This is a genomic window from Aminobacter sp. BE322 (assembly GCF_050433525.1).
Lineage (GTDB): Bacteria > Pseudomonadota > Alphaproteobacteria > Rhizobiales > Rhizobiaceae > Aminobacter.
In genome coordinates, this window is sequence record NZ_JBNPXB010000004.1 from 145,809 (window position 1) to 161,972 (window position 16,164).

Genomic DNA, 16,164 nt, shown 5'->3' on the forward strand with positions numbered 1-16,164 from the left:
TGTCGGCAACCTGGCGTGGCGGCATGCCTTGCGGACGCTGCGTCAGCCTGTCGAATAGGCAGCCTCCGCCTATCGGGCAGGCATTTTTCCATACCTTTCGTCAAACCTTTGTCGCTAACGGCAGGCCTTCTGCTACGATAGTCGTAAAAGCATTTATGACGGGACGGGAGATTCTGACGTCATGGCCGCATCCGTGAAGTCCAAGGCAAAAACCGCCAAGGCCGCTTCTTCTTCGCATTCCACCAAATCCGCCAACCGGCCGCCTCAGCTTCTCGAATTGCTGCTAGCCCGCGCCCCTGCCGAGGACGTGGCCGACTACGAGCCCGGCATGCTGGAGCGCGCGGCGCAACTGGCCGAGAAGGCGGTGATGAAGCACCGCAAGGGCTCATCCGTGATCGACATCGAGACCGAGGCCGGCGTCGTGCGCCACGGCCGGCCGGTGACGGTGGTGACCGTCGTCAACGACAACATGCCGTTCCTGTTCGATTCGGTGCTCGGCGAAATCACCGACGCGGCGGGCGAGCCCGTGTTCGTCACCCATCCGGTCATCCATGTGCGCCACGGCCGCTCGAGCGTCGAAGAGATCCTGAGCGACGGCGGCGGCCACAGGGGCGACGATGCCGCCGACAAGGTCAGCGTCATCCACGTGCATATCCCGGCCCAGGGCAAGGATGCGGCGGAAGCGCTGCGCGAGCGCCTGAAGAAGCTGCTCGCCCAGGTGCGTGCCTGCGTGACGGACTGGAAGCGCATGCTGGCGCGGCTTGACCAGGCGATCTCCGAGTTCCGCTACGCGCCGATCCCGCTCGACAAGAATGCGGTGACGGAAGCCATCGCCTTCCTCGAATGGCTGCGCGACGACAATTTCACCTTCCTCGGCATGCGCGAGTTCAAATACACAGGCGGCGAGAAGAGCGGCACTCTGGAGCGGGCCGAAAAGCCGGGCCTTGGCATCCTCGCCGACCCGGACGTGCTGGTGCTGCGCCGCGACACCGTCGACGCGACCTCGACGACGCCGGAGATCCGCGCCTTCCTGCATGGCCCGGACCCGCTGATCGTGACCAAGGCCAACGCCAAGTCGGCCGTGCATCGCCGTGCCTATCTCGACTACATCGGGGTCAAGACCTACGACGCCAAGGGCCAGCTTTCGGGCGAACTGCGCATCGTCGGCCTGTTCACCTCGACCGCCTACACGCGCTCGGTGATGAAGATCCCCTACCTGCGCTCCAAGGCGGAGACGGTCATCCACAAGTCGGGCTTCGATCCCGCCGACCATTCGGGCAAGGCGCTGATCAACGTGCTCGAATCCTATCCGCGCGACGAGCTGTTCCAGGTCGCAGTGCCGACGCTGCGCAGGCATTCCGAGGCGATCCTAGGCCTGGTCGAGCGTCCCCGCGTCCGCGCTCTCGTGCGCGTCGACCAGTTCGACCGCTTCGTTTCCGTCCTCGTCTTCGTGCCGCGCGATCGCTACGATTCGGTCGTGCGCGAGAAGATCGGCGCCTATCTCAGGACGGTGTTCGAAGGCCGGCTGTCGGCCTATTACCCGGCCTTCCCCGAGGGCGGGCTGGCCCGCGTCCATTTCATCATCGGCCGTTCCGGCGGCAAGACGCCCAAGGTCGAGCAGTCGACCATCGAGGCGGCGATCCGCGACATGGTGCGCACCTGGGAGGACGGACTGCGCGAAGCGTCCGCCGAGGCCGGTTCCCCGGCATCGCTGGTCAGCCTCGCCAATCATTTCCCGCAGGACTACCAGAACAGCTTCTCGCCGGCGGCGGCACTGGTCGATGCCGAGCGGATCACGACGATCGGCGCGTCGAACCCCATCGTCATCGACTGCTACCGCGATACCGGCCAGGCGCCGGAACAGGCGTCGCTGAAGATCTATCACCATGGCGCGCCGGTGGCGCTGTCGCGGCGCGTGCCGCTGCTCGAAAACATGGGCTTCCGCGTCATCAGCGAACGCACCTTCGAGCTCGGCGAAAAGGGCGAGGACCAGATCTTCATCCACGACATGGAGCTGGAGAACGCCTACGGCCAGCCGATCGACCTCAACGACGGGGGCGCCCTGTTCGAGGAGGTGTTCCTTTCGGTCTGGAACGGCGACGCCGACAATGACGGCTACAACGCACTTGCCCAGACGGCGGGCCTGGGTTCCAACGAGATCGTCATCCTGCGCGCCTATGGCCGCTATCTGCAGCAGGCGGGCATTCCGCAGAGCCAGGATTTCATCGCGGCAGCGCTCAACCGCTATCCCGACATCGCGCGCGGGCTGCACCAACTGTTCCTTGCCCGACTCGACCCGGCGCAGGAGAAGGACGGGCTGGTCACGGCCAAGCATCTCAAGGCCAAGATCAAGGACGCGCTGGAAGGCGTGCCCAACATCGACGACGACACCATCATCCGGCGCTACGTCAACCTGATCGAGGCGTCGCTCCGCACCAACCACTTCGTCGCCGGCAAGAAGGAGCGCGGCCAGTCGCTGGCGATCAAGCTCGATTCGCGCAGCGTCGACGGACTGCCGGAACCGCGCCCGTGGCGCGAGATCTTCGTCTATGGCTCCGAGGTAGAGGGCGTGCACCTGCGCTTCGGCCCAGTCGCCCGCGGCGGCCTTCGCTGGTCGGACCGCGCCCAGGACTACCGCACCGAGGTGCTCGGCCTGGTGAAGGCGCAACAGGTCAAGAACGCCGTCATCGTGCCGGTCGGCGCCAAGGGCGGGTTCTTCCCCAAGCGCCTGCCCGTCGGCGGTAGCCGTGACGCCGTCTTCGAGGCCGGCAAGGCGGCCTACATCAACTTCGTCTCTTCGATGCTGTCGATCACCGACAATCTGGACGGCGACAAGGTGGTGCCGCCGGCCGGCGTGATACGGCGCGACGTCGACGATCCCTATTTCGTCGTGGCAGCCGACAAGGGCACGGCGACGTTCTCCGACACCGCCAATGCGATCAGCGAAGGTCACGGCTTCTGGCTCGACGACGCCTTCGCCTCGGGCGGCTCGGCCGGCTACGACCACAAGAAGATGGGCATTACCGCACGCGGCGCCTGGGAAGCGGTCAAGCGGCATTTCCGCGAGATGAATCGCGACATCCAGACCTCGCCCTTCACCGTCGTCGGCGTCGGCGACATGTCGGGCGACGTGTTCGGCAACGGCATGCTCCTGTCCGAGCAGACCCGGCTGATCGCCGCTTTCGACCACCGCGACATCTTCATCGACCCGGATCCGGACCTGGCGGCGTCGTTTGCCGAGCGCAAGCGCATGTTCGCTCTGCCGCGCTCGAGCTGGCAGGATTACGACAAGTCCAAGCTTTCGTCGGGCGGCACGATCGTGTCGCGGTCGCAAAAGTCGGTGACGCTGTCGCCGGCCGCTGCGGCTGCGATCGGGCTCGAAAAGACTACGGCCTCGCCGACCGAGATCATGAACGCCATCCTCAAGGCGCCCGTCGATCTCTTGTGGTTCGGCGGCATCGGCACCTATGTGCGGGCGATGGGCGAGACCAACCAGGAGGTCGGCGACCGCGCCAACGACGCCATTCGCGTCACCGCCGGCGAGTTGCGCGCGAAGGTGATCGGCGAGGGCGCCAATCTCGGCGCGACGCAGCGGGCGCGCATCGAGTTCGGGCTCAAGGGCGGGCGCTGCAACTCGGATGCCATCGACAATTCCGGCGGCGTGAACTCCTCCGACGTCGAGGTCAACATCAAGATCGCCCTGGCTTCCGCGATGCGGAAGGGCTCACTCCAGCGTCCTGCCCGCAACAAGCTTCTGGCCGAGATGACCGAGGAGGTCGCGGGCCTGGTGCTTGCCAACAACTACGAGCAGACGCTGGCACTGTCCCTGGCACAGCGGCGCGGGCTGCAGGACATCGCCCACCAGGGCCGGTTCATGAGCACGCTCGAAGGGCGTGGCCTGCTCGACCGCGGGGTCGAAAACCTGCCGAGTGCCGCAGCACTTGCCGAGCGCCAGGCGCGCGGCGAGCCGTTGACGCGGGCCGAACTCGGCGTACTCCTGGCCTATGCCAAGATCGTGCTGTTCTCGGACATCATCGCCAGCGACCTGCCCGACGACGCACATCTCGCGCGCGACCTCATGGGCTACTTCCCCGAGCGGATGGCGAAGAAATACGATGCCGAGATCGGCGGCCACCGGCTGCGGCGCGAGATCATCACGCGCGTGCTCGTCAACGACCTCGTCAATCGCGGCGGGCCGTCCTTCGTCAACCGCCTGCAGGAAGCCAGCGGACGGACGGCGGCAGAAGTGGCACGTGTGTTTGCGGTGGTGCGCGACGGCTTTGCGCTGCCCGCGCTCTATGCCGAGATCGATGCGCTGGACAATGTCGTCGACGGCATGACCCAGCTCGACCTCTATCAGGCCGTGAGCCGGCTCCTGTTTGCGACCAGCGGCTGGTACCTCAGGAACGAGCACGGCGATGCTCGGCTGGCGAGCCGCATCGAGGAGCTGCGGCAGGCGCGCACGGCGCTCGAGCACAAGTTCGAGGGCATGCTGCCCGGTTACACCCGCGACCGCATCCAGAGCCGGAAGGCGGGCTTTGCCGCCGCAGGCGCACCGGAAAAGCTCGCCGAGCGGCTGTCGCTGCTCGAGGTGGGCGAGCTTGTGCCCGACATCGCACTGGTGGCGAAGACCGCCGGCGCCGACATCGTCGCCGCCGCGAGGGCATTCTTCGGGGTCAGCGAGGCGTTCCGCATCCCGCGCATCGAGGATGCCGCACACGCGATCTCGACCGCCGACTACTACGAAGGCATGGCTCTGGCACGGGCGTCCGACACCATCGGCGCCGCGCGCCGCGGCATCGCGGTCGCCGCGCTGACGGGCTTCGGCAGTGCCGCCGACCCGGTGGCGGCATGGCTCGAGGCAGGCGGCGAGCGCATCGGCCGCATCCGCGAGAGGCTGCAGGCATTGACCGAGGGCGGCGACATCAGCGTGTCGCGGCTGACGGTGGCCGCCGGCCTGATGAGCGATCTCTCGGCTAGGTGACCACCTGCCCAATTGGCCTGCCGCGGTTGCCGCGGCGGGCCTCTTCGTCCAGGATCGTGCAAGCCTGCGGCGCTAGGAAGGTATCCGGCGCGGGGCGCCCACGTTCGTGGAGGGACCATGGCTGAGACGATTGTTGCCGGGCGCACGCCCCGGCGCGGCATCTGGGGCTGGATGCTGTTCGACTGGGCGGCCCAGCCCTTCTTCACAGTGGTCACGACCTTCATCTTCGGACCATATTTCGTTTCGCGCATGGCGACCGACCCGGCGATAGGGCAGGCCGCCTGGGGCTACGGCATTGCCGCTGCCGGCCTGGTCATCGCCATCCTGTCGCCGGTGCTGGGTTCGGTCGCCGACCAGACCGGCCCGCGCAAGCCATGGATCGGCTTCTTCGCCACCATCAAGATATTCAGCCTGTGCATGCTCTGGTTCGCGGCGCCCGGGTCGGCGCTGGTGCCCGTCGTGCTGCTCTTCTCGCTCGCATCGGTGGCGGCGGAGTTCTCCATCGTCTTCAACGATTCGATGATGCCGCGGCTGGTGTCGAAGGGGGAAATCGGCAAGGTTTCCAACATCGCCTGGGGCCTGGGCTATCTCGGCGGCATGATCGTGCTGATCTTCGTGGTGGCATTCCTCGCCGGCTCGCCCGATACCGGCAAGACCATCATCGGTGCCGATCCGCTGTTCGGGATCGATCCCAAGCTGGGCGAGGATGCCCGCGCCACCGGGCCGATCTCGGGGCTGTGGTACTTCATCTTCATCCTGCCGATGTTCCTGTTCACCCCCGACAGCGGCAAGGGCATGGCCATGGGGCCGGCGGTGCGCGAGGGGCTGGCGGAGCTCAAGTCGACGCTCGGCGAGGTGCGCAAGCGCAGCGGCATCTTCCGTTTCCTGATCGCGCGCATGGTCTACCAGGACGGCGTCAACGCGCTGCTGGGTCTCGGCGGCGCCTTTGCAGCTGCCATGTTCGGCTGGACCATCACCGAGATCGGCATCTACGGCATCATCCTCAACGTCATTGCCATCTTCGGCTGCCTGGTCGCCAGCCGGCTCGACACGGCGCTGGGGTCGAAGGCCGTCGTGGTGATCTCGCTGGTGCTGCTGACGCTTGCAACCATCGGCATCGTCTCGACCGGCCCCGGCTACACGCTGTTCGGTCTCTGGCAGATGCCGGGCGCCGACGGGCCCGGTCTGTTCTCCACGCCTGCGGAAAAGGCCTACATCGCCTTCGGCCTGCTCATCGGCATCGCCTTCGGCCCGGTGCAGGCTTCGTCGCGATCCTACATGGCGCGCAGCGTCTCGGCCGACGAGGCCGGCCGCTACTTCGGCATCTATGCGCTGTCGGGCCGGGCGACGAGCTTCCTCGCGCCGTTCCTGGTCGCCAGCGTGACGGCCGCGGCCGGTTCGCCGCGGCTCGGTATGGCGATGATCATCCTGTTCCTGCTCGGCGGGCTCTTGGTGCTTCTGGGCACGCCCTATCCGGCCGACGAGGTGGAGTGAGGATTACCCTCCCTACAAGGGGGGAGGGTAAGCAGTTCAATGCCTGAAGTGCCTCACGCCGGTGAAGACCATGGCGATGCCGTGCTCGTCGGCGGCGGCGATGACGTCGTCGTCGCGCATCGAGCCGCCCGGCTGGATGACGGCGGTGGCGCCGGCCTCGACGGCGGACAGCAGCCCGTCGGCGAAGGGGAAGAAGGCGTCGGAGGCGACCACGGACCCCTTGGTCAGCGGCTCGGCGAGACCGGCTGCCTCGGCGGCGTCGAGCGCCTTGCGAGCGGCGATGCGGGCCGAATCGACGCGGCTCATCTGGCCGGCGCCGACGCCGACGGTGGCGAGGTCGCGGGCATAGACGATGGCGTTCGATTTGACATGCTTGGCGACGCGGAAGGCGAACTTCAGGTCCTCCAGCTCGCGCTGGCTGGGCGCGCGCCTGGTGACGACCTTGAGGTCGAGATTGTCGACGACCGCGTTGTCGCGCGACTGCACGAGCAGGCCGCCCGCCACCGACTTGACCGCAAGCCCGGCTGCGTGCGGGTTGGGCAGGCCGCCGGTGACCAAGAGCCGCAGGTTCTTCTTGGCGGCGACGATGGCCTGTGCCTCGGGCGTGGCGTCGGGCGCGATGATGACCTCGGTGAAGATCTTGACGATCTCCTCGGCGGCCTCTGCATCGAGGATGCGGTTGAGCGCGACGATGCCGCCGAAGGCCGAGACCGGATCGCAGGCGAGCGCCTTCTCGTAGGCCTCCCGTAGCGACGCTCCCTCGGCAACGCCGCAGGGGTTGGCGTGCTTGATGATGGCGACGGCGGCGGTGCGGACCGGATCGAACTCGCCGACGAGCTCGAAGGCGGCGTCGGTGTCGTTGATGTTGTTGTAGGAGAGCTGCTTGCCCTGCAACTGGGTCGCGGTGGCGACGCCGGGACGCTTGTCGCCGCTCAGGTAGAAGCCGGCCGACTGGTGCGGGTTCTCGCCGTAGCGCATGACGCTGTCGAGGCGGCCGCCGAAGGCGCGCCAGTCGGGGTTCTCGATCTCCAGCGCATCGGCGAACCAGCCGGAAATGGCTGCGTCATAGGCGGCTGTGCGGGCGAAGGCCTTGGCGGCGAGCGTCTTGCGGAAGGCGAGCGGCAGGGCGCCGTTGTTGGCGACGACGGCTTCGAGCACCTGCTTGTAGTCGGCCGGATCGGTGACGATGGCGACATAGGCGTGGTTCTTGGCCGAGGCGCGCACCATGGCGGGACCGCCGATGTCGATGTTCTCGACGATCGAGGCGTAGTCGCCGCCTGAGTTGCGGACTTCCTCGAAGGGGTAGAGGTTCACCACCACCAGGTCGATGGGCTCGATGCCGTGCTGGGCCATGGCCGCGGCATGCTCGGGGTCGTCGCGAACGCCGAGCAGCGCGCCGTGCACCGAAGGGTGCAGGGTCTTGACGCGGCCGTCCATGATCTCCGGGAAGTTGGTGAGTTCGGAGACGTCGCGGACGGCGATGCCTTCGGCGGCGATGCTCTTGGCCGTGCCGCCGGTCGAGACCAGTTCGACGCCGATGTTGGCGAGGCTCCGGGCAAAATCGATCAGGCCCGTCTTGTCGGAGACCGACAGCAGCGCGCGGCGCACGGGTACGAGGTCGGGGGCGGGAATCTTCTTTGACACGACGGCCATGCGCGGGGCCTTTCACGGCTGGGTTGGGAAGATGCGTCTCTCGCGGGCGGCCTAGCACATGAGGCCCGGAAATCAAGGCGCGACCCTATGCTTCAGCCTGCTTTCCCGCGATGGCGGGCGCGTGAAGTCCGTTCAGCCGCGGGGGCTGTCGACCCGGTTGATGATGCGGGTGCGCGAGAACTGCCAGTGCACTTCCGAAATTTCCGAAGCCCGGAAGGACAGCACGATCTGGCGGGTGCGGCGCGGCCCGGCCAGGCCGGCGAAGAAGATCGACTCCTCGACCTCGGCCGGCACGTCGGGCGAGACGAAGACCCAGGTGTCCAGGTCGGGACCGGTCAGCACCAGTCGCTCCTTCTGGTCGCGGAAGAGCTGGACGTCGGGATGGACGTGGAAGCGGACGGTGACGGCCTCGGGGCCGTTGCGCCTCGATTGCGAACCGCCGGAACGCAGGATGCGGTCGCAGCCGGAAAGGATGCTGCCGCCGGCCGAGAGCGAGATCTCGCGCTCGTGGTGGAGGCCGAAGCGCTGGGCGTAGCCGTCGTGGCTGGCGATGAAACCCTGCAAGCCGGGCTTGTCGGTGCGCTGGCAGGGCACCGATCGCGGCCCGCCGACCAGGGGGCTGCCGAGCAGGTCGCTGAGACGCTGCGAATGCGCGAAGCTGGCCGACGAGGTGTCGTTGATGGTGACGGTCGAATGCGCGGCGGTGGCGCGGGCCAGCAGCCGGAAGTCCGCAACGCCGTAGGTGTCGATGCCGGCATTGACGATGTAGTGCTGGCGGCCGGACGACATCTCGAAGGCGAGGCAGCCCGCGTGGGCGTGGTTCGACACCTCGACCGGCGGCGGCGTGCCCGTGTCGGCGATGACGGTCGTGCCGCCCATGGACAGGCGCTCGTAGCCCGAGTGGGTGGCGTGCAGCGGCGGCGAGCCGCCGGTGTCGTCGTGGCGGAGGATCGCGGCGATGCGGTCCTGGATGGTGGCGCCCATGCCGTTGAAGCGGGCCAGGCTTCCGTCCTGGTGGCGGAAGAAGCGCAGCGCCGGCAGCATGCGGTCGACCGCGTGGATCAGTGCGGCCGGCGGCTGCTCCGCCTGGTTGGCGTAGGTGTGGCGCAACGGCAGAAGGTCGGCCAGGATCTCGAGCACCACCATGGGGTTGCGCGACACATGTCCGCCGTCGGGCAGGATCTGGCGGTCGAGTTCGTCGGCCAGGTTGCGGGTGGCCGAGCGCAGGGCGGTGGACGGCACGGGCAGCGAAAGCGCGGCGAACGCAAGGGCTACCCGCGCCCTCAGCCGGTCCTTGCCGTCGGGCATCTCGCGCGCCATGGAGCGCAGGTAGCGGATCTGCATCGCCAGGGAGCGCAGGAAGGCGCGGTAGAAGGCGAACTCCGCGCCTTGCAGCACGACGGACGAATGCTGCAGCCAGGCGATGATGCGCTTGGCCGTGGTGGCCGGCTCCCAGGCGACGCCCGCGATACGGTTGCCATGCATGGTGATCCAGTCGGAGACGAGCGCGCGGGCGTTCGCCGCAGCGAGCTCGGTGCCTGCGGCGCGCATGTGGCGCAGCCAGCGGAAGCCGTGCAGGCTGCGCTGCCAGCCGCGGTTCGGCACGTCGACGAGGAAGGGCGACTGGCCGCCGGTCTCGACCAGATGGCCCGACAGCGGGAAGCGGCCGTAGTAGATCTCGAGCGCGATCTGCGGGTCGGCCAGGCGCAGGTCGGGCGGGGCGATCAGCACGCGCTCGGGCGTGCGCCCGGAGTAGCGCCAACGATAGATCGGACCGGCGCGCAGGCGCCGGCGCGTCTTGCGCCAAAACTCCCTGGCGACGAGCGCCCAAAGGCGCGTCGTGTTGTCCGCCGCGATCGACATTTCCCTCCTGAACACCCAGGCCCGGCCACGTTAGGTGGTTTCAGAGGCGCGCGCGAGAGTGAATTTTGCGTTAACAACCGCTGGATGAATTAGCCCGGCCTTTCAGGCCGCGCGGCGGAACCGTGCGGCGAAGAAGCCATCGAGGCCCGAAATCGCCGGATTGCCGAGATCGAGCCCTGCCGGGGTGGTGCGCAAATAACCCTCGGTTGTGACGAAGGCGGAGATGCCGGGCACCTCGTCGGGCCGAATCGGGTCGAGTTCGATCCTGCCGCGGTGGTCGGCGAGGAACGCGGCGACGAGCGCCTCGCCTTCCTCCCGATCGAGCGAGCAATTGGAGAAGACGATCGTACCACCGGGCCTCACGAGCCTGACCGCGCCGTCGAGCAGCTTGCGCTGCACGGTGGCCAGCTTGGCGACGTCTTCAGGCGACTTGGTCCACAACACGTCGGGATGGCGGCGAACCGTTCCGGTGGAGGAGCAGGGCGCGTCGAGCAAGACGGCGTCGAAGGGTTCCGCCGGCTCGTAGGCGAGCAGGTCGGCATTCACCTTCTCGGCGCCGAGGCCGAGCCGATCGAGGTTGGCGGCGAGGCGGGTGAGCCGGTTCTTGGAGGCTTCGACGGCCGTCACCTTCGCTCCGGCGAGCGCGAGTTGGGCGGTCTTGCCGCCAGGGGCGGCGCAGAGGTCGGCGACGCGCTTGCCGGCGATGTCGCCGAACAGCCTGGCCGGCAAGGCTGCAGCAGCGTCCTGGACCCACCATTGGCCGTCGGCAAAGCCCGGCAGGTCCGACACCGGCCCGCCCAGCTTCTCGATGCGGACGGTGCCCGTCGGGAGCACGATGCCGCCGAAAGCCGCGGCCCATTTTTCGGGATCGGATTTGACGGTGAAGTCGACGGGCGATTCCAGCCGGTGGGCGGCCAGGATCTTGCTTGCCTGGTCCTCCCCGTAGGCTGCGACAAGCCGGGCGACGAACCATTCGGGCGCGTCGTCCGTGTCTGCCATCGCCTGCGGCAGTTCGGCATCCTTGGCGCGGGCGAGCGCCCGCAGCACGCCGTTGACGAGACCGGAAAAACGCACCGTGCGCGGGTCGGACTTGGCGTGGGTGACGGCAAGGTCGACGGCCGCGCTGTCGGGTACGTCGAGGAAAAGGATCTGCGCCGCCCCGACATGCAGGATGTGGGAAAGCGCCGTCGCATTGGCCGGCAGCGGCTTTTCCAGTCGGCGCGCGATCAGCTTCTCGATGGTCAAGCGATGGCGCAGGGCGGTGGCGAGGATGGCGCGCACGAGGCCGCGATCGCGCATGTCGAGCGCACGGAACTGCGGATGGCCGTGGTCGTGGTCGGTCAGCCCGTCGAGCGGGGTCCTGGCGTCGATGGTCGCGGCGAGCAGGCGCGCTGCCGCCATGCGCGCAGCCAGGCCGGGGGCATTGGGCGCAGTGTCCAGTCTCGGCGGTCTCTTGGTGCCGGCGTTCGGGCGATGGCGCGGGCGGCCGCGTGTCGCGTCCGTCACGACCACGGGCCTTTCGGCCCGGAGGGATTGCGGCCCCAGGGACCGGACTGGCGCGGCTGCTCGGGCTGCGGCTGCTCGGCGGGACGACCGCCCCACGGGCCGGCGTCCGAAGGCGCGGCCTGGCTCGGCTGCGGCTGGGCCTGGCGGGCTGCCGGACGGCCAGCGCCGTCCTGCGCCATCGCCTGCAGCGCGGCGATGCGATTTTCGGTGTTGGGGTGAGTGGAGAAGAGATTGTCCATGCGCTCGCCGGAAAGCGGATTGATGATGAACAGCGGCGCCATGGCGGGATTGCGCTCTGCTTCGGGATTGTGGATGCGTTCGACGTTGCGGGCGATCTTGTCAAGGGCGGATGCGAGCCAGAGCGGGTTGCCGCAGATCTCCGCGCCGCGCCGGTCGGCGGCGTATTCGCGGGTGCGGCTGATCGCCATCTGCACCAGCATGGCGGCCAACGGCGCGACGATCATCGCCACCAGCACGCCGACGAAGCCGAGCGGGTTGTTGTTGTCGCGGTTGCCGCCGAAGAAGAAAGCGAAGTTGCCGAGCATGGAGATGGCGCCGGCTAGCGTCGCGGTGATCGTCATGGTCAATGTGTCGCGGTTCTGCACATGCGCGAGTTCGTGGGCCATGACGGCGGCCACTTCCTCGCGGCCGAGACGCTGCAGCAGGCCGGTGGTCGCGGCGACCGCGGCATTGTCGGGATTGCGGCCGGTAGCAAAGGCGTTGGGCTGCGGATTGTCGATCAGGTAGACCTTGGGCATCGGCAGGCCGGCATTGGCGGCGAGCCCGCGCACGATGGCGTAGTATTCGGGCGCATTGCGCTCGTCGACCTCGACGGCGTTGTTCATGCGCAGCACCATCTTGTCGGCGTTCCAGTAGCTGAACAGGTTCATGCCCGCCGCCAGGAAGAAAGCGATGGTCATGCCGCCGCTGCCGCCGATCAGATAGCCGACGCCCATGAACAGCGCCGTCATCGTCGCCAGCAGCATCGCCGTTCGCATCATGTTCATCGTCAACTCCCGTAGCCGCGCGGGGGTGCAGATCGCGCCAGCCTTCGCTATATGATGGGAGAGGGCAGGTTCCGTTTCAATCATCTTCACAGGAATCCGATGAACGACTTCAAGCCAGAAACCGACACGGAGACGCCGGCGCCGAAGGAGCTTTCGCCTGCCGCCAAGTGCGCGCTGGCGGAGGCCGAGGCACGGCGCCAAGCCTACAGGGCACAGGAAGGCAAGGTCGCCAGGGAACTCGGCGGACGCGGCGGCCTCGAGCCGGGACGCTACGGCGACTGGGAGATCAAGGGCCTGACCAGCGACTTCTGAGCATCCGTTCGGGAACCACCGAAGGTTGTCGTTCGTTTCCCTCGCACATTGTGAAGGAGGGGAAGGCCATGACCAGATCGACAGTCCTTGCGGTGCTCATCGTGGCCCTTTTCGTGGCCACCCAGGTGCAGGCCCAGACCAAGGAGCCGCCCATCCCGCCTGAGAAATCGCTGAAGCTGTCCGAGATCATCGCCAGGATCGAGCAGCGCAGCCAGTTCCGCTATGTTTCGGAAGTGGAGTGGAACCGCGAAGGCTATTACGACGTGATCTACTACACGACGGACAAGGCCAAGGTCGAAATCAAGATCGACGTGGCGAGCGGCGAGCCGCGGCTGTAGGCGATTGCCAATCCAACGAAATAGGTAGCATTTCTTCGATTCGCGAAAACGCTCTATCTCCCTGTCTTGACGCAATCCCGGACGGAAAACCGCTTCGCACTTTTCCTGCAATTGCTATGGCGCCAAGAAGAAAGGCCGCCCTTCTTGGCGAAGGAGCGGCCTTTCCCGTGTTTCGTCCGTGGCGCGGCCCTCAGCCGTGATGCCTTGGCATCACCGACCGCACGTCATGCATAGCTCAGGAAGGCTGCTTCCCGAGAAGGCAATCCGCAGAGGCCACGTTCAGGAAAACGAAATCACTCGACATCGGATCACCTCCTTTCAGTTCGTTGAACACGGACGCAAAGGTGGGGTGCTTTTGCCGATTGCGCAAGTACCCAAAAGGCACAGGTCGCATCAATGACGAGGAAGTCCCCTCGCGCCCTTCGGCGCGAGGGGAGGGAAAGCCGTCAGGCCTTCTTGTTCTGGCGGTTGGCGACGAGGTCGTCGACCACGGCCGGATCGGCCAGCGTCGAGGTGTCGCCGAGGGCGCCGAAATCGTCTTCGGCGATCTTGCGCAGGATGCGGCGCATGATCTTGCCCGAGCGCGTCTTGGGCAGGCCCGGCGCGAACTGGATCTTGTCGGGCGAGGCGATGGCGCCGATCTCCTTGCGGACATGGGTGACGAGTTCCTTGCGCAGGTCCTCGGTCGCCTCCACGCCTGCCATCAGCGTGACGTAGCTGTAGATGCCCTGGCCCTTGATGTCGTGCGGGTAGCCGACGACCGCCGCCTCGGAAACCTTGTCGTGGCTGACCAGTGCAGACTCGACCTCGGCGGTGCCCATACGGTGGCCGGAGACATTGATGACGTCGTCGACGCGGCCGGTGATCCAGTAGAAGCCGTCGTCGTCGCGGCGGCAGCCGTCGCCAGTGAAGTACTTGCCCTTGTAGGTCGAGAAGTAGGTCTGGATGAAGCGCTCGTGGTCGCCATAGACCGTGCGCATCTGGCCCGGCCAGGAATCGGTGATGCAGAGATTGCCGTCGGCCGTGCCCTCGAGCACCTTGCCCTCGTTGTCGACCAGTTCCGGCTTGACGCCGAAGAACGGCCGCGTCGCCGAGCCGGGCTTGAGGTCGGTGGCGCCCGGCAGCGGCGTGATCAGGATGCCGCCGGTCTCGGTCTGCCACCAGGTGTCGACGATCGGCACCTTCTTCTCGCCGACGACGTCGAAATACCATTGCCAGGCCTCGGGGTTGATCGGCTCGCCGACCGAACCCAGCACGCGCAGGCTCTTGCGCGAGGTCTTCTTCACGTTCTCGTCGCCGGCGCCCATCAGGGCGCGGATGGCGGTGGGGGCGGTGTAGAAGATGTTGACCTTGTGCTTGTCGACGACGTCCCAGAAGCGCGAGGCCGACGGATAGTTCGGAACGCCCTCGAACATCAGGGTGGTGGCGCCGTTGGCGAGCGGGCCGTAGACGATGTAGCTATGGCCCGTCACCCAGCCGACATCGGCCGTGCACCAGTAGATGTCGCCGTCATGGTAGTCGAAGACGTACTGGTGGGTCATCGAGGCGTAGACGAGATAGCCGCCGGTGGTGTGCAGCACGCCCTTGGGCTTGCCGGTCGAACCCGAGGTGTAGAGGATGAACAGCGGATCCTCTGCCTTCATCTTCTCGGGCTTGCATTCAGGCTTAACCGAGCGGACCTCGTCGTGGTACCAGTGGTCGCGGCCCGGCGCCCAGCCGACCTTGCCGCCGGTGCGGCGCACCACCAGCACGTCCTTGACCAGGACATGGCTCTTGGCGGCGATGTCGATCGCCTTGTCGGTGTTCTCCTTCAGCGGAATCGTCCTGCCGCCGCGCAGACCTTCGTCGGCGGTGATGACGAAGGTCGATTCGCAGTCGACGATGCGGCCGGCGAGCGCGTCGGGCGAGAAGCCGCCGAAGACGATCGAATGGATGGCGCCGATGCGCGTGCAGGCGAGCATCGCATAGGCCGCTTCCGGGATCATCGGCATGTAGATGGTGACACGATCGCCCTTCTTGACGCCGTGCTTCTTCAGCACGTTGGCGAGGCGGCAGACGTGCTCGTAGAGATCGTTGTAGGTGATCTTCTTGTCGTCGTAGGGATTGTCGCCTTCCCAGATGATCGCTACCTGGTCGCCACGCTTCTTCAGGTGGCGGTCGATGCAATTGTAGGAGACGTTGGTCAGGCCGTCCTCGAACCACTTGATCGCCACCTTGCCGGTGAAGGAGGTGTTCTTGACCTTGGTGTAGGGCTTGAACCAGTCGATGCGCTTGCCGTGCTTGCCCCAGAACTTGTCGGGGTTCTTCACGCTGTCGGCATACCATTTCAGATAGGTGTCGTTGTCGATCAGCGCATTCTTCTTCCACGCCGGCTGGACGCGGTGGACACGGACTTCGGACATTTTTCTCCCTTCCTCCCGGAAACGATCCGGCGGCGCCTGACGGCCGGCGGACGGCGGCGTCGGAGCCGCGTTGGCGCGCATTATTATCAATTCGCGCCTCGCCACAATATTAGACCTTGGATTTGGCCGCGGTCATTCCGCAGCGGCAAATCGCCGCCGCTATATAGCTATCAGCAAGGCCCGAGGTCGAGTGCTAAACTGCTGATTTCTTGGAACTATCATATGCGATTTTCGTTGATTTAGCGGACGGTTAACCATCGCGGCGCAGGCTGTGCCGAGGAGGAGCCGTTTGACACGGAAGGGCTTGCGATGCGCGACGCTTCTGAACTGGAACTGATGCTCAAGGGCTACGGCCTGACGACGGCAGAGATATTCTACCGACTGCCCGACCATCCGCATCTGCTGCAGACCTATATCTGGCAGGACTATGACTTGGCGCCGAAGTTTCCGATCCTGTTCGGCTTCATCGAGTTCTGGCGCGCCAAGCTCGACGGCCCGCTGCACTCGGTGCACTACACCCACCGCAAGCTGATCGCGCCGAACGAATGGCGCCGGGTGGATGGCGAGCTTCTCCTGCATTAGGTCCGCGCAGTTCCGAAGACGCC

Annotated in this window: 10 protein-coding genes; 5 read left to right on the plus strand and 5 right to left on the minus strand. The window is 66.6% G+C overall.

Translation table 11 applies throughout. The features are described 5' to 3' along the window. The first annotated feature begins 181 nt into the window (after positions 1-181). Together J2X50_RS08805 and J2X50_RS08810 are read left to right on the plus strand one after the other, a co-directional pair. A complete protein-coding gene (locus tag J2X50_RS08805) occupies positions 182-4,984 on the plus strand; it encodes an NAD-glutamate dehydrogenase (RefSeq protein ID WP_429094012.1) in 4,803 nt (1,600 codons plus the stop codon). A gap of 117 nt (positions 4,985-5,101) precedes the next feature. Continuing rightward, entirely contained in the window at positions 5,102-6,478 is a 1,377-nt protein-coding gene (locus J2X50_RS08810; RefSeq protein WP_429094013.1) for an MFS transporter, read from the plus strand. Between the two features lie 36 nt (positions 6,479-6,514). Here the strand turns inward: J2X50_RS08810 and purH are convergent, their stop codons facing one another. The 4 genes from purH to htpX form a co-directional block, all read right to left on the minus strand. Further along, complete coding sequence (purH, locus tag J2X50_RS08815; protein ID WP_429094015.1) at positions 6,515-8,131, minus strand: bifunctional phosphoribosylaminoimidazolecarboxamide formyltransferase/IMP cyclohydrolase; 1,617 nt, start codon at positions 8,129-8,131, stop codon at positions 6,515-6,517. 132 nt (positions 8,132-8,263) lie between these two features. After that, a complete protein-coding gene (locus J2X50_RS08820) occupies positions 8,264-9,994 on the minus strand; it encodes a heparinase II/III family protein (protein ID WP_429094017.1) in 1,731 nt (576 codons plus the stop codon). Positions 9,995-10,096: 102 nt separating this feature from the next. Further along, positions 10,097-11,506, minus strand: a complete 1,410-nt coding sequence (locus tag J2X50_RS08825; RefSeq protein ID WP_429094019.1) for an RsmB/NOP family class I SAM-dependent RNA methyltransferase — start codon at positions 11,504-11,506, stop codon at positions 10,097-10,099. Next, complete coding sequence (htpX, locus tag J2X50_RS08830) at positions 11,497-12,507, minus strand: zinc metalloprotease HtpX (RefSeq protein WP_347966335.1); 1,011 nt, start codon at positions 12,505-12,507, stop codon at positions 11,497-11,499. The genes J2X50_RS08825 and htpX overlap by 10 nt, the downstream gene beginning before the upstream one ends. Before the next feature lie 99 nt (positions 12,508-12,606). On the opposite strand from htpX, the gene J2X50_RS08835 reads away from it, so the two are divergent. Next, the gene (locus tag J2X50_RS08835) at positions 12,607-12,819 is read left to right on the plus strand and encodes a DUF1674 domain-containing protein (RefSeq protein ID WP_429094021.1); all 213 of its coding nucleotides are present in this window, start codon (positions 12,607-12,609) and stop codon (positions 12,817-12,819) included. A gap of 68 nt (positions 12,820-12,887) precedes the next feature. Then, positions 12,888-13,157, plus strand: a complete 270-nt coding sequence (locus J2X50_RS08840) for a PepSY domain-containing protein (protein WP_429094023.1) — start codon at positions 12,888-12,890, stop codon at positions 13,155-13,157. Positions 13,158-13,603: 446 nt separating this feature from the next. Here the strand turns inward: J2X50_RS08840 and acs are convergent, their stop codons facing one another. Then, a complete protein-coding gene (gene acs, locus J2X50_RS08845) occupies positions 13,604-15,559 on the minus strand; it encodes an acetate--CoA ligase (RefSeq protein WP_429094025.1) in 1,956 nt (651 codons plus the stop codon). Positions 15,560-15,868: 309 nt separating this feature from the next. On the opposite strand from acs, the gene J2X50_RS08850 reads away from it, so the two are divergent. Next, complete coding sequence (locus J2X50_RS08850) at positions 15,869-16,141, plus strand: usg protein (RefSeq protein WP_429094027.1); 273 nt, start codon at positions 15,869-15,871, stop codon at positions 16,139-16,141. Positions 16,142-16,164: the final 23 nt, after the last annotated feature.